Source organism: Mesorhizobium sp. YL-MeA3-2017 (assembly GCF_030814575.1).
Taxonomy (GTDB): Bacteria; Pseudomonadota; Alphaproteobacteria; order Rhizobiales; family Rhizobiaceae; genus Mesorhizobium; species Mesorhizobium terrae.
Genome location: NZ_JAUSVH010000001.1, coordinates 5,212,623 through 5,226,766, shown reverse-complemented (window position 1 = coordinate 5,226,766; position 14,144 = coordinate 5,212,623). Strand labels below are relative to the sequence as shown.

General features: G+C 63.6%; 14 protein-coding genes and 1 tRNA gene. 5 read left to right on the top strand and 10 right to left on the bottom strand.

What is annotated here, in order from left to right; all coding sequences use genetic code 11:
* Window positions 1-105 precede the first annotated feature (105 nt).
* Complete coding sequence (locus QFZ88_RS24675; protein ID WP_024926518.1) at window positions 106-954, top strand: TrmH family RNA methyltransferase; 849 nt, start codon at window positions 106-108, stop codon at window positions 952-954.
* A 346-nt stretch (window positions 955-1,300) separates the two neighbouring features.
* Here the strand turns inward: QFZ88_RS24675 and QFZ88_RS24670 are convergent, their stop codons facing one another.
* From QFZ88_RS24670 to gcl, 3 genes are all read right to left on the bottom strand, one after another.
* A complete protein-coding gene (locus QFZ88_RS24670) occupies window positions 1,301-2,185 on the bottom strand; it encodes a 2-hydroxy-3-oxopropionate reductase (protein WP_024926519.1) in 885 nt (294 codons plus the stop codon).
* Between the two features lie 82 nt (window positions 2,186-2,267).
* A complete protein-coding gene (gene otnI, locus QFZ88_RS24665) occupies window positions 2,268-3,065 on the bottom strand; it encodes a 2-oxo-tetronate isomerase (RefSeq protein WP_024926520.1) in 798 nt (265 codons plus the stop codon).
* 45 nt (window positions 3,066-3,110) lie between these two features.
* Window positions 3,111-4,892 (bottom strand): glyoxylate carboligase, encoded by a 1,782-nt coding sequence (gcl, locus tag QFZ88_RS24660; protein WP_024926521.1) that lies wholly within the window; start codon window positions 4,890-4,892, stop codon window positions 3,111-3,113.
* 212 nt (window positions 4,893-5,104) lie between these two features.
* Between gcl and bhcR the strand changes: the two genes are divergently transcribed.
* Window positions 5,105-5,926: an HTH-type transcriptional regulator BhcR gene (gene bhcR, locus QFZ88_RS24655; RefSeq protein ID WP_024926522.1), complete on the top strand. Its 822-nt coding sequence runs from the start codon at window positions 5,105-5,107 to the stop codon at window positions 5,924-5,926.
* 9 nt (window positions 5,927-5,935) lie between these two features.
* Here the strand turns inward: bhcR and QFZ88_RS24650 are convergent, their stop codons facing one another.
* Window positions 5,936-6,103 carry a hypothetical protein gene (locus tag QFZ88_RS24650; RefSeq protein ID WP_162835315.1) on the bottom strand — a complete coding sequence of 56 codons (168 nt, stop codon included), beginning with the start codon at window positions 6,101-6,103 and terminating at the stop codon, window positions 5,936-5,938.
* 162 nt (window positions 6,104-6,265) lie between these two features.
* Here QFZ88_RS24650 and QFZ88_RS24645 point away from each other — a divergent pair.
* Window positions 6,266-6,341, top strand: a tRNA-Thr gene (locus QFZ88_RS24645).
* A gap of 220 nt (window positions 6,342-6,561) precedes the next feature.
* On the opposite strand, the gene QFZ88_RS24640 is transcribed toward QFZ88_RS24645, so the two are convergent.
* Entirely contained in the window at window positions 6,562-6,711 is a 150-nt protein-coding gene (locus QFZ88_RS24640; protein WP_162835314.1) for a hypothetical protein, read from the bottom strand.
* Window positions 6,712-6,954: 243 nt separating this feature from the next.
* Here QFZ88_RS24640 and QFZ88_RS24635 point away from each other — a divergent pair, with 243 nt between their 5' ends.
* Window positions 6,955-7,728: an NAD kinase gene (locus tag QFZ88_RS24635; protein ID WP_024926523.1), complete on the top strand. Its 774-nt coding sequence runs from the start codon at window positions 6,955-6,957 to the stop codon at window positions 7,726-7,728.
* A 193-nt stretch (window positions 7,729-7,921) separates the two neighbouring features.
* Entirely contained in the window at window positions 7,922-9,442 is a 1,521-nt protein-coding gene (locus QFZ88_RS24630; protein ID WP_024926524.1) for a DEAD/DEAH box helicase, read from the top strand.
* 96 nt (window positions 9,443-9,538) lie between these two features.
* Here QFZ88_RS24630 and QFZ88_RS24625 read toward each other — a convergent pair whose 3' ends face one another.
* The 5 genes from QFZ88_RS24625 to prfB all read right to left on the bottom strand — a co-directional run bounded on the left by QFZ88_RS24625 (window position 9,539) and on the right by prfB (window position 13,942).
* A complete protein-coding gene (locus QFZ88_RS24625) occupies window positions 9,539-10,186 on the bottom strand; it encodes an OmpA family protein (protein ID WP_024926525.1) in 648 nt (215 codons plus the stop codon).
* 169 nt (window positions 10,187-10,355) lie between these two features.
* Window positions 10,356-10,724, bottom strand: a complete 369-nt coding sequence (locus tag QFZ88_RS24620; RefSeq protein WP_024926526.1) for a GFA family protein — start codon at window positions 10,722-10,724, stop codon at window positions 10,356-10,358.
* A 72-nt stretch (window positions 10,725-10,796) separates the two neighbouring features.
* Window positions 10,797-12,341 carry a monocarboxylate uptake permease MctP gene (gene mctP, locus QFZ88_RS24615; RefSeq protein WP_024926527.1) on the bottom strand — a complete coding sequence of 515 codons (1,545 nt, stop codon included), beginning with the start codon at window positions 12,339-12,341 and terminating at the stop codon, window positions 10,797-10,799.
* Window positions 12,341-12,508 (bottom strand): DUF3311 domain-containing protein, encoded by a 168-nt coding sequence (locus QFZ88_RS24610; RefSeq protein ID WP_161773076.1) that lies wholly within the window; start codon window positions 12,506-12,508, stop codon window positions 12,341-12,343. Before QFZ88_RS24610 ends, mctP begins: the two co-directional genes overlap by 1 nt.
* A 302-nt stretch (window positions 12,509-12,810) precedes the next feature.
* Window positions 12,811-13,942 (bottom strand): peptide chain release factor 2 gene (prfB, locus tag QFZ88_RS24605; RefSeq protein WP_137900470.1). Its coding sequence is split into 2 segments (ribosomal slippage): window positions 12,811-13,875 and window positions 13,877-13,942, totalling 1,131 coding nucleotides; the frame shifts between segments, so codons are not numbered across the junction.
* Window positions 13,943-14,144 lie beyond the last annotated feature (202 nt).

Below are 14,144 nucleotides of genomic sequence, written 5' to 3'. Positions count from 1 at the left end.
TGTTTTTCATGGCAAGTTTTGGCTTGCGCATCTGTCTTGTGCAGTTAGCCGGCCGAACACCATCGAAATATGGGCAAAGGCCGCCACTACCGCTATAGAGGCCCCATGACAGACGATAAGAAAACCGGCACCGCCAAAGACACGCACTACGCCAAGCTGCGGCGCGCGCATCGCGACGAAAAGAGCGGCGGCGCGCCCGCCTTCCGGCCGCGTCCTAAGGTCGGGCCCGGTGAAGCCGCGGCCAACGGGCTGGTCAGGCTCTACGGGCTGCACACGGTGCGCGCCGCGCTCGACAATCCCGGCCGCCGCATCCGCTCCATGCTGGTGACACGCAACGCGCTGGAGCGGCTGGGCATCGCCGACATCGCCGCCCTGCCCTTCAAGGCCGAACTGGTCGAGCCGCGCGAGATCGACAAGGTGACCGGCTCCGACGCCGTGCACCAGGGCGTGCTGATCGAGGCCGAGCCGCTCAAGCCGAAGCGGCTCGATGCGCTTGGCGACACCAGGCTGGTGCTGGTGCTCGACCAGGTGACCGACCCGCACAATGTCGGCGCTATACTGCGCTCGGCCGTGGCCTTCGGCGCCGGCGCGCTGATCACCACCGCGCGCCACAGCCCGCAGGAAAGCGGCGTTTTGGCCAAATCCGCCTCCGGCGCGCTGGAGCATATCGACCATATCGAGGTGAAGAACCTGGCCGACGCCATCGGCGAACTGCACGCGGCCGGTTTCCAGACGATCGGCCTCGATTCGGACGGAGCGGCGGAGCTCGAAAAAACTTTCTCGGGCGAGAAGATCGCGCTGGTGCTGGGCGCGGAAGGAAAAGGCCTGCGCCAGAAGACCCGCGAGACGGTGACGGCGCTGGCCAGGCTCGACATGCCGGGCGTCATCCGCTCGCTCAATGTCTCCAACGCGGCGGCGGTTGCGCTCTACGCGGTGCGGCGCTTTCTCGGCTGAGCAAACATCGCCTCGCCAAAAAGAATGCCCTCGCGTTGGGAAACGAGGGCAAGGGCTTGCGCCTGAACGGAAATCGGCTGCGAGCATCTGGCGGCCTGATTGGCGGCACGCCGATACCGCATCGAGATCGGTTTGATCCACCTCGCCCGCCGCAAGGCAAAACGAGGTGGATCAAGAGGCGGTCCGCCACTCCCAAGGTGAACCGCAATCGGGAACCCTGCTCTCCTGCACCGCCGGGGGCACCGTCTCCCCCAGGCACGACCCAAGGCAGGGAGACGTATTGCGGCGGACCTCAAAACGGAGCGCACCCGAGAAGGATGCGCTCAGGGGAGAGGTTCCCTTAGTCCTAAGCCACCTCGTGGCCGGCCATGCGCTCCAGCGCCTTGACGAGGCCGGAGTGGTCGTCCCTGGCGTCGCCATTGGCCGCGCAGGAATTGAACAGCTGCTGCGTGGTCGATGTGTTCGGAAGCGCGACGCCGAGCGACTTCGCGCCCTCCAGCGCCAAGTTCAGGTCCTTCTGGTGCAGTTCGATGCGGAAGCCCGGCGCGAAGGTGCGCTTGACCATGCGATCGCCATGCACTTCGAGGATGCGCGAATTGGCGAGCCCGCCCATCAGCGCCTGCCGCACCCTGGCCGGATCGGCACCGGCCTTGGAGGCGAACACCAGCGCTTCGGCGACGGCCTCGATGGTCAGCGCGACGATGATCTGGTTGGCCACCTTGGCGGTCTGACCGGAGCCGTTCGGGCCGACCAGCGTGATGTTTTTGCCCAGCCGCTCGAAGATCGGCTTGGCGCGCTCGAACGAGGCTTCCTCCCCGCCAACCATGATGGCAAGCGAAGCAGCCTTGGCGCCGACTTCGCCACCCGACACCGGCGCATCGAGATAATCGGCACCCGTCGTCTTGACCTTGGCGGCGAATTCCTTGGTGAAGATCGGCGAGATCGAGCTCATGTCGACAACGAGCTTGCCCTTCGACAAGCCTTCGGCGACGCCCTTGGCGCTGAACAGAACCTCCTCGACCTGCGGCGTGTCGGGAACCATCACGATGATGATGTCGGCCGCGCGCGCCACCGCGTCATTGCCGGTGACGACCTTGATGCCCTTGGCCGAAAGCTCGGCCGACGGCTTGGCGAAGTGATCGGTCGTGACCACTTCGTAGCCCGCGTCGAGCAGGTGTCCCGCCATCGGCGCGCCCATGATGCCGAGGCCGATGAAACCGATCTTTTCCATTGTCATTTTCCTTTCGATGTCGGTCGTTCTCGCGGCTGTCAGGCTCGCGCCGTGCCAGCGAGGGGAATATCCGTGAACCCGGTCAGGCCGCTGCGCTGCCCTTGCCGGCGAATGGCTTGAACCAGCCGAGGCCTGCCTCGGTGCCGGCCTTCGGCTTGTATTCAGCGCCGATCCAGCCCGAATAGCCGATGCGGTCGATGTGGTCGTAGAGGAAGGGATAGTTGATCTCGCCCGTCCCCGGCTCGTTGCGTCCGGGATTGTCCGCCAGCTGGATATGCGCGATGCGGCCGAGATTGGCCTCGATGGTCCGGGCGAGATCCCCCTCCATGACCTGCATGTGGTAGATGTCGTATTGCAGATAGAGGTTCTTCGAATTGACGCGCGCGATGATGTCGAGCGCCTGTCTGGTGTTGGTCAGGAAGAAGCCCGGAATGTCGTGCGTGTTGATCGGTTCGATCAAAAGCTTGATGCCGGCCTGCTCCAGCTTCTCGGCGGCGAAGCCGAGGTTTTCGACAAAAACGTTCTCCAGTGCCTGGGAAGCGACGCCAGCCGGGGCGATGCCGGCCAGGCAGTTTATCTGCTCGCAGCCCAGCGCATGGGCGTAGGTGATGGCCTTGGCCACGCCCTGGCGGAATTCGTGGATGCGCTCGGGGAGAACGGCGATGCCGCGCTCGCCCTTGGCCCAGTCGCCCGGCGGCAGGTTGAACAGGACCTGGGTCAGGCCGTTCTTCTTCAGGCGCGCGGCGACCGCCTCCGGCGCATGGTCATAAGGGGCGATGTATTCGACACCCTTGAAGCCGGCGCGAGCCGCCGCATCGAAGCGATCGAGGAATTCGTGCTCGTTGAAGAGCATCGAAAGATTGGCTGAAAACCGTGGCATAGCGGAACTTCCTTGGAATTTGAGTCAACGCGTTGAGAAACTGATTCAATCGAGCAGCACGATCGCGGTGGGGGCGTCTTCGTTCTTCTCGGCGAGGTCCTCGAACTCGGTGATGTTGTTGATCTCGGTGCCCATGGAGATGTTGGTGACACGCTCCAGGATGAATTCCAGCACGACCGGAACCTGATGTTCCTGCATCAGCCGCTCCGCCTCCTTGAAGGCGCCGGCGAATTCTTCCGGTTTCGAGACACGAACCGCCTTGCAGCCCATCGCCTCTGCAACCGCGACATGGTCGACGCCGTAGCCCGCCTGCGGATCATCCTTCCTGTTCTGGTTTTCGAAGGCAAGCGAGACCTCGAAGTCCATCTGGAAGCCGCGCTGTGCCTGGCGAATAAGGCCGAGATAGGCGTTGTTCACGACGACGTGGATGTAGGGCAGCTTGTGCTGGGCACCGGCGGCCAGCTCCTCGATCATGAACTGGAAGTCGTAGTCGCCCGACAGCGCGACGATATAGGCGTCGGGGTTGGCAGCGCGGACGCCAAGGGCCGCGGGCAAAGTCCAGCCGAGCGGGCCGGCCTGGCCGCAATTGATCCAGTTGCGCGGCTTGTAGACATGCAAGAACTGCGCGCCAGCGATCTGGCTGAGCCCGATCGTGGTGACGTAGGTGGTGTCGCGCGGGAACGCCTTGTTCATCTCCTCGTAGACGCGCTGCGGCTTCAGCGGCACCTGGTCGAAATGCGTCTTGCGCTTCATGGTCTTCTTGCGAGCCTGGCATTCCTTCGCCCAGCCCGACCAGTCGCGCAGCTTGCCGGCCGTCTTCCACTCGGTGGCGACGTCGAGCAGCGCTTTCAGCGCCGCGCCCGCATCGGAGACCAGGCCAAGGTCCGGCGCGAAGACGCGGCCGATCTGGGTCGGTTCGATGTCGATGTGGATGAACTTCTTGCCCTTGGTGTAGACATCGACCGAGCCGGTGTGGCGATTGGCCCAGCGATTGCCGATGCCGAAGACGAAATCGGCCTCCAGCATGGTCGCGTTGCCGTAGCGGCGCGAGGTCTGCAGGCCGCACATGCCGGCCATCAGGCGGTGATCGTCCGGGATCGCGCCCCAGCCCATCAGCGTGGGTACGACCGGAACGCCGGTGATCTCGGCGAATTCGATGAGCAGGTCGGAAGCGTCGGCGTTGATGATGCCGCCACCGGCGACGATCAGCGGCTTCTCGGCCTTGTTCAGCATGGCCAGCGCCTTTTCGGCCTGGCCGCGGGTCAGGGCCGGCTTGGCGACCGTCATCGGTTCATAGGCGTCGATGTCGAACTCGATCTCTGCAAGCTGAACGTCGATCGGCAAGTCGACCAGGACCGGGCCCGGACGGCCCGTACGCATCAAATAAAACGCCTTCTGCAGCGTCATCGGAACCAGATAAGGCTCCATGACGGTGACCGCCCATTTGGCGACGGGTGCTGCGATCGCCGCGATGTCGACGGCCTGGAAATCTTCCTTGGTGAGGCGGGCACGCGGCGCCTGGCCGGTGATGCAAAGGATCGGAATGGAATCCGCCGAAGCCGAATAGAGGCCGGTGATCATGTCGGTGCCGGCCGGGCCGGAGGTGCCGATGCACAGGCCGATATTGCCTGATTTGGCGCGGGTGTAGCCTTCCGCCATATGCGAGGCGGCCTCGACGTGGCGGGCCAGCACATGGCGAATGGTGCCCCTCGCTTTCAGCGCCGAATAGAACGGATTGATGGCGGCGCCGGGCACGCCGAAACCGCAGGAGATCCCCTCCTTCTCGAGAACGAGAACAGCCGCATCGACGGCGCGCATCCTGGCCATGTGTAAGCCCTCCAAACCGAGTGATGTTCGAATGACCGGAGTCTGCCAGCGCCGAGGCTATTTTTCAATTTTTCCAGAATATTTTTTCATTTTTCAATTTCTTCGACTACTAATTGTTTCTAAACGATTATTCGTTTTCCAGATAATTGTCCTCGCCACGATATGAAAAACTTTTTTATTGAAGTTCGGCCGATAACGGTGACAATGCCGGCATGGAACCGACCGAAAAACGCCAGCGCGGCCGTCCGCGCGCCTTCAATGCCCCGTCGGATGCGGCGCAGGTGCAATCCCTGGACCGCGCGCTGCGCATCCTCGCCATCGTCGCGGAAGGCAGCGGCCTGTCGCTCTCCGAGATCGCCAATGCGTCGGGTATCGCCGCCTCCACCGCCTATCGCATGCTGACCACGCTGGAGGCGCATGGCATGGTCGAGTTCGACAAGAGCGACCAGCTCTGGTCGATCGGGGTCGAGACCTATCGCATGGGCGCCGCCTTCCTGCGTCGCCGCAAGCTGGTCGACCGCGCCCGCATCGTCATGCAGGAATTGATGGAAAGGACCGGCGAAACCGCCAATCTCGGTCTTGCCGAGGATGATTGCGTGGTTTTCGTCAGCCAGGTCGAGACGCATCAGGCGATCCGCGCCTTCTTCAGGCCGGGCACGCGCAGCCCGTTCCATGCGTCGGGTATCGGCAAGGCGGTGCTGGCCTATCTCGACGGCGACCGCGTCGCCGCCATCAGCCGCAAGGCCGGGCTCGAGGCCTTCACCGGCAAGACCTTGTCCACCCTGCCCGCGCTGGCGCTCGACCTGAAGACGATCCGCGAACGCGGCTGGTCGGTCGACGACGAAGAGCGCAACCTCGGCATGCGTTGCGTCGCGGCCGCCATTTTCAACGAGTTCGGCGAGCCGGTCGGCGGTGTTTCAGTGTCGGGACCGACCGCTCGGGTCACGCCGGACCGCCTGGCCGAGATCGGCCCCCTGGTGCGCGACGCGGCGGCGGAGGTGACCAAGATGATCGGCGGCAGCGCGCCGGACTGACCGTCGTCCTCAGCCAATGCCGGTGACGTGGCGCAGCCAGAATGCCAGGACGATGAAACCGATGACGAAGCTGACGCCGGTCCAGTCGACATTCGCCCCCTTGACGGCGTTGTACAGCTTCATGACCAGCACCCACACGGCCAGCACGATCAGGACGACAAAGACGATCCGGAGCATCACCAATCCCCGCGCAACGACGCCCACGAGGAGCGCCAGCAAAGGATATAGGCATGGAGCCCGCCGATTTCATGCCGGTGGCGGCAAATGCCCAAATCTCGACACGCGCGGCGTCGACAAATATCTTTACTGGAACGGCAAATATGCTAACCGGAGCGCCGTGCCCTTGTAGCTCAGCTGGTAGAGCAGCGGTTTTGTAAACCGAAGGTCGGCGGTTCGATCCCGTCCGGGGGCACCATTTTCTCTATCTCACGCGAGTTCGCTTCGCTCACCGCTCCGATGGGGCGGCCTGTTGGGCCGACGGACAGTCGTCCTTGCGAATCCCGCGGGTTCGATCCTGCGCCGGAGAGGTGCGCCATTCCCGATCCCACTTCAGCTTGTTTCGCTTGCCGCTCCGATGGAGCGACGGGCTACCGCCCTCGCGAATCCCGTGGTTTCGACCCTTCCCGACTGCCTTTTCAGCGCTTGTTCAGGCACGGCATCAGGATGCCGCTGCATTTCGAGACGACGGGTTCATTCATCTGGTCCGAAGCCCTGACGACGATTGAGAACATGACGGCAAACGAGCCGAGCATCAGGAACAGGATCATCAGGCGTGACAAGGGCAAAGCGCAGCTCTCGAAAATGTGGCCCCCGCCTCCCGATTGCTGTCCTTAGCATGACCAAAGCAAATTTCCGAAAAATTAAGACAGGTTTTAACCATGTTTTCGGCAGGGTCGCGATGCCGCGGTTCTGGTCCGGGAGCGGCAACATCGTCACCACCGCCCGCGTCACACCCTTTGCAGGCACGCATCACGCATGCTACCCCGCGACGGGCGATGCCGAGGATCACCAATCGCCAGCCGGGGACCATGACGAACACCGCAAGCCGCCTCGCCTTCGTTTCCTCCGACACCGACGACGCCAAGGCAGCGCTCGAGCGGCTGTCAGCCCGTTATGGCCAGGCTCCGGTGGACGAAGCCGATACGATCGTGGCGCTGGGCGGCGACGGCTTCCTGTTGCAGACGCTGCGCGACACGATGAGCACGGGTAAGCGCGTCTTCGGCATGAACCGCGGCACGATCGGCTTCCTGATGAACGAGTTCCGTGAGAAGAACTTGCCCGAACGCATCGCGAAGGCCGTGCCCGAAACCATCCGCCCGCTCGAAATGGTGGCGACCGGCGCCGATGGCGAGACCGTCTCGGCGCTTGCCATCAACGAGGTGGCGCTGTGGCGCCAGTCCTATCAGACCGCCAAGATCCGGATCGCGGTGGACGACCATGTCAGGCTGGAGGAATTGAGCTGCGACGGCGTCATGATCGCCACGCCGGCCGGCTCGACCGCCTATAATCTCTCCGCCCACGGCCCCATCCTGCCGCTCGACGCGCCGCTGCTCGCGCTGACGCCGGTGAGCCCGTTCCGGCCGCGGCGCTGGCGCGGCGCGCTGCTCTCCAACCGGGCGACGGTGCGCTTCGACATCCTCGAGGCGGAAAAACGTCCGGTGAACGCCGCCGCCGACCACACGGAAGTGAAGGCGGTGACCTCGGTGACGGTGCGGGAATCGCTGACCGCGACCGCCACTTTGCTGTTCGATCCCAACCATTCCTGGGACGAGCGCATTCTCGCCGAACAATTCCGCTATTGAGCGTCCCGCCCGCCTTGACGGCGTGCTTCGCGGCCCCACATTAAGGTTGACCCACGCAATCGCGCGGTTTCCGGCCCGTTTGTGTTGACAAAACGCGGACTTGCGCCTATCGCCGTGCAGCATATCGCAGACGCGGGGCGTCTGCCGCGACGGAAGCCGCCGCGCTCCCAATACAAGCCAAAGACAGCAAAACTTGTCCTCAGACACCCAGACCGCTCAAGAAGCGTTGCTTTTTTCCGACCTCGGCCTCTCGCCAAAGGTCCTCTCTGCCGTCACCGATGCCGGATACACACAGCCGACGCCAATCCAGGCCGGCGCGATCCCGCACGCGCTGACCGGCAAGGACGTGCTCGGCATCGCCCAGACCGGTACCGGCAAGACCGCTTCCTTCGTGTTGCCGATGCTGACGCGCCTGGAAAAGGGCCGCGCCCGGGCCCGCATGCCGCGCACGCTCATCCTGGAGCCGACGCGCGAACTCGCCGCGCAGGTCGAAGAGAATTTCGTCAAATACGGCAAGAACCATAAACTCAACATCGCGCTTCTCATCGGCGGCGTCTCGTTCGACGAGCAGGACAAGAAGCTGGAGCGCGGTGCCGACGTTCTCATCGCCACGCCTGGCCGCCTGCTTGACCATCGTGAGCGCGGGAAGCTGCTTCTGAATGGTGTCGAGATCCTCGTCATCGACGAGGCCGACCGCATGCTCGACATGGGCTTCATCCCCGACATCGAGCGCATCTGCGAGATGATCCCGTTCACCCGCCAGACGCTGTTCTTCTCGGCGACGATGCCGCCCGAGATCACAAAGCTGACGGAAAAGTTCCTGCACGCGCCGGTCCGCGTCGAGGTTGCCAAGGCCGCCACGACCGCCGACACCGTGACCCAGCGCCTGGTCAAGTCCGGCTCGAAGCCGTGGGACAAACGCGAGGTGCTGCGCGATCTGATCCGGCAGGAAGAAGACGGCTTGAAGAACGCCATCATCTTCTGCAACCGCAAGGTCGAGGTTTCGGAGCTGTTCCGCTCGCTGGTGAAATACGATTTCAATGCCGGTGCGCTGCATGGCGACATGGACCAGCGCGCCCGCATGACCATGCTGTCCAACTTCCGCGACGGCAAGCTGAAGCTGCTGGTCGCCTCGGACGTCGCGGCGCGCGGTCTCGACATCCCCGATGTCAGCCACGTCTTCAACTACGATGTGCCGATCCATGCCGAGGACTACGTCCACCGCATCGGCCGCACCGGCCGTGCCGGCCGTTCCGGCAAGTCCTTCACCATCGTGACCAAGTCGGACGGGAAATATGTCGACGCGATCGAGAAGCTGATCGGCAAACAGATCGAATGGCATGACGGCGACATGTCGACCCTCGTCGTCAAGGAAGACGATAGCGAAACGCCGCGCCGCGGCCGTGGCGCGCCGCGCCGCGCCGGCCGCAAGGATGGCGACGACCGCCGCAAGGGCAAGCGCGACGACAAGCGCGCCGCCAACGAGAACACCGAAGAACAGGCCGTGGCGGATGCGCCGGCTGTCGAAAATGACGAGCGCCGCGCGCGCAAGGATGCGATCCGCACCGAGAACGCCGGCCGCAAGGAACAGCGGCCCGACCCCCGGCCGCAGCGCGACCAGCGTCCGCATCGCCGCCGCGAGGAAGAGAACGACGCCACCGTTGGTTTCGGCGACGACATGCCGGCTTTCATGAAGATCGTGGCGAAGGTCTGATCGCGCCGCTACGAAAACCGGCTCAAGCCCCACCATCGAGACAGACAAAAACGGCCCCGAAACGGGGCCGTTTTTGTATGCGTGAATCGCCCTGCCTCAGGTGAGCGGCGAGAGCTGGATTTCGACGCGGCGGTTCTGCGCGCGGCCGGCAGGGGTGTTGTTGGGCGCAACCGGGCGCGTCGCACCGAAACCGGTGACGGCGAAGCGCCGGGAATCGACACCCTGCGCCGACAGGTAGTTCGCGACCGAAAGCGCGCGACGCTGCGACAGGTCGAAATTGTGCTGGGCGCCACCGGTGGAATCGGTGTGGCCGAACACGTCGACTGTCGTCTGGTTGTACTTCTTGAGCACCAGGGCCACCGAATTCAGCACCGGATAGAAGGTCGCCTTCACCGCGTCCTGGTCGGTGTTGAACGTCACGTCGGACGGCATGTTGAGGATGATCTGGTTGCCGGCGCGGGTGACGGAGACGCCGGTGCCCTCCAGCTGCTGGCGCAGCGCATTCTCGTTCTGATCCATCACCGAGCCGATGGCACCGCCGGCCAGCGCGCCGATGCCGGCGCCGATCAAGGCATTGCGACGGTCGTTACCGCCGGCCAAGGTGCCAAGTGCTGCACCCGCGAGACCGCCGAGAACGGCGCCGCCCGCGGTGTTGGAAACCTTCTGCTCGCCCGTATACGGATCGGTGGTGCAGGCGCTGGCCAGCACGGCAACGGCCACCAGGCTGAGCACTGTCTTCTTCATGGGATACCCCTCTCCAAGCTGCGGCCGCGACTCGCCGGCCGGGCCACTGATTAGACGCGCTTCTAGCACGAATTGCGGCGAAAACCGGAACACCAAATGGCAAGCACCGGGGATTTGCCCGGCGCTTCGGCCAATTTTTCGATGAGGGGAAAAAACGATCTTCGGCCCGTCACCAGAGATTTTTGCCATCGATCACGACCACCTCGACCTCGTCGAGGTCGAAATCGTCGAACAGGCGTGCGTTGACGCTGATCTTGGGGTTGTCGAAGTCAGGCTCTCCGGTCGACCAGTCCGGCGTCTGGGTGAAGGTGCCGCAACCGCAGACGGCGCAGAAGCCGTGTTTGATGGTCTTGGAACCCCAGCGATAGAAGCTCACGTTCTGCGGCGCGCTGGTCAGCTTGAACTGGTCCGGGGTGTAGTAGGCCCAGAGCGCGCCGCGCTTGGAACAGAAGGAACAGGTGCACTGCGTCACCGTCCCGGGCGCATCCGACACTTCGAATGTCGTGGCCTTGCAGTGACAGCTTCCCTTGACGATCATCATGTCTCTCCTTCCGTGGCGCGGCAACCAGGCCGCAACACACCATAGAGGGGCCCTCCTGACAACTTAACGTCAGGAGGCCGCCCGGGCGTCCTCGTAGTCGGCGTCGCGCGTCTCGTCCGGCGCGTCGTTGGGCAGGATCAGCGAGAACACCGCGCTGACCGCGATGTTGACCAGCACCGCCAGCAGCCCGGTATAGACCGCGAAACCCGACCAGAGCGGGGTGAGCGGAGTCAGCGCGTAGGAGAACGCTATCCAGGTGCCGAGCACCATTCCGGCGATCCAGCCCATCAAAAGGGCCCAGCCGCCGAACCAGCGCGTGTAGAGACCGAAGATCAGCGCCGGGAAAATCTGGATCATCCAGACGCCGCCGAGCAATTGCAGGTCGATGGCGAATTTGGTCGGCATGAAAATGATCACCGCCAGCGCGCCGATCTTGACGATGAGCGACACCAGCTTGGCAAGGAAGGCTTCGCGGCGCGCCGACAGGTCCGGCTCGACAAAGGGCTTCCAGACATTGCGGGTGAAGGTGTTGGCGGCGCCGATCGACATCACCGCAGCCGGCACCAGCGCACCGATGGCGATGGCAGCGAAAACGAAGCCGGCGAACCAGGCCGGGAATTGCTTGAGGAACAGCTGGGGCACGACCTGCTGGGCATTGTCGACCTTGATGCCTGCCGCATGGCCCATCAGCCCGAGCAGCGCGATGAGGCCGAGGATCAGCGAATAGGCCGGCAGGGCGATGGCGTTGCGGCGGATCGCCTTCGGGCCGGAGGCCGAGAGCACGCCGGTCATCGAATGCGGATACATGAACAGCGCCATCGCCGAACCCAGCGCAAGGGTGATGAACGGCCAGATCTGTTGCGGCTGCAGGATAAGGCCTGTCGCGGCCGGTTTGCCTGCGGCAATGGCGGCGTCGTTTTTCGCCTGGAAGACGGTCGCGGCCGCGTCGAAGATCGCGCCATAGCCGCCAAGCTGTATCGGGATGATGATCACGGCTGCGATGACGAAGACGTAGATCATCACGTCCTTGACGACGGCGATCATCGCCGGCGCCCGCAACCCGCTCTTGTAGGTGTAGAGGGCGAGGATGACGAAGGCGATGGTGAGCGGCAGGTGCGACAATATCCCCTGCCCGGAGAAGCCGAGCGCCTGGATGACGATCTCCATGCCGACGAGTTGCAGCGCGATATAGGGCATGGTGGCGAGCAGGCCGGTGAAAGCGACGGCCAGCTCAAGCCATTTGTTGCCGTAGCGGCCGAGTATGTAGTCGGCGCCAGTCAGATAACCGCGCCGGTGGGTGACATTCCACAAGCGCGGCATGGTGAGGAAGATGAACGGATAGATGAGGATCGTGTAGGGCACGGCGAAGAAGCCGTAGGCACCGACGGCGTAGACGAGGGCCGGCACCGCGATCACCGTATAGGCGGTGTAGAGGTCGCCGCCGAGCAGGAACCAGGTGATCCAGGAACCGAAGCGGCGCCCGCCCAGACCCCATTCGTGCAACTGGTCGAGGTCGCCGGCTTTCCAGCGCGAGGCGACAAAGCCGAGGATGGTGACCAGGGCGAAGAAGAAGACGAAAACGATGGTCGCCGGCCAGTTGAGATTGTCGATCATCACCGGCCCACCCTGGATGCGAGGTAGATGAACAGTGATGAGACCGGGATCAGGACCAGCAGGAACCAGTAGAAGAACGGGAACCCGAACAGTCTCGGATCGACCGCGTTATAAAACGGCGCAATGACCGCCAATATGCAGGGAATGAGAAGCAAGACGTAACGCACTGGCGCCTCCTCGGTGCCCATTGGGCACGCTCGCCGTAAGCGACAGTGCTGTCGGAACCAGGATCGGTCCGACAGATTTCGCTCCCAATTTCGCCGAGTCCCCCATCGCGCGAATTGCAGTGGAGCTTCTGCGGACACAGGCGAAATGTCCAGCGTGCTTTGCGCCGGACGCCAGCTCCTCAACAGTCCTCTGCGAAGCCTGTTTGGGTCATCGGCAGGCGGTTCAAGAACGGTTCTGCCAAATAATGAAAAGCGCCGGCCTTTCGACCGGCGCCTGATATCGTTTGTCCCGCGACTAAACTCTAATCGAGGTCGGCGACAGCCTGGCCGACGCCACCCTCGATGCGCTGCGACAGCGACGCTTCCATGAAGTCGTCGAGGTCGCCGTCGAGCACGTCGGACGGGCTGGTCGATTCGACCCCGGTGCGCAGGTCCTTCACCAGCTGGTAGGGCTGAAGAACATAGGAGCGAATCTGGTGGCCCCAGCCGATCTCGGTCTTCGCCGCCTCGGTGGCGTTGGCAGCCGCCTCGCGCTTCTTCAGCTCTTCCTCGTAAAGGCGCGAACGCAGCATCTCCCACGCCTTGGCGCGGTTCTGGTGCTGGGACCGGCCGGCCTGGCAGGCAACCGCGATACCGGTCGCGATGTGCGTGATACGCACGGCCGAGTCTGTCGTATTGACGTGCTGGCCGCCGGCGCCGGACGAACGATAGGTGTCGATGCGCACGTCGGATTCGCTCACATCGATCTGGATGTTGTCGTCGATGACCGGATAGACCCAGATCGACGAGAACGAGGTGTGGCGACGCGCGTTGGAATCGTAGGGCGAGATACGCACCAGGCGGTGCACGCCCGATTCCGTCTTCAGCCAGCCATAGGCGTTGTGGCCCTTGATCAGCACGGTGGCCGACTTGATGCCGGCTTCTTCGCCGTCATGGACTTCGAGCACCTCGACCTTGAACTTCCGCCGTTCGGCCCAGCGCGTGTACATGCGCAGCAGCATGTTCGCCCAGTCCTGGCTTTCGGTGCCGCCGGCGCCGGCGTGGACTTCCAGATAGGTGTCGTTGCCGTCGGCTTCGCCCGACAGCATCGTCTCGATCTGGCGCGCCCTGACCTCTCCGGCCAGCGAACGGATTGCCGTCTCGGCTTCCTGGACGACGCTCTCGTCGCCCTCTTCCTCGCCGAGTTCGATGAGGCCGATATTGTCCTCGAGCGCCTGGGTGACGCCCTTGACCGTGCCGATGCCTTCTTCCAGGCTCTGCCGCTCGCGCATCAGCTTCTGCGCTTCCTGCGGGTCGTTCCAGAGGCTGGCGTCCTCGGCGCGGATGTTCAGGTATTCAAGCCGTTTTACCGCTTGATCCCAGTCAAAGATGCCTCCTCAGCAGGCTTACGGCCTGCCTGATCTCGTCGACGATGTTCTGCGTTTCCGCGCGCATGGTGCTTTTCTTTTCCGGTTTTCTTGAGCCGATGGCCGGCTGTTTCGGGGCCTGTTGAGATCAGAGCGATGTCGGACCGCAGATGGCGGCTCGCCATGGCATGAATCCCGACACGCCCAAGTCGGCGCGATACATAGGCATCGCCCTGCTCCCTGTAAAGCGAAATGGGCCGGCGCGAGGCCGGCCCAAAGCCATTGTCCAG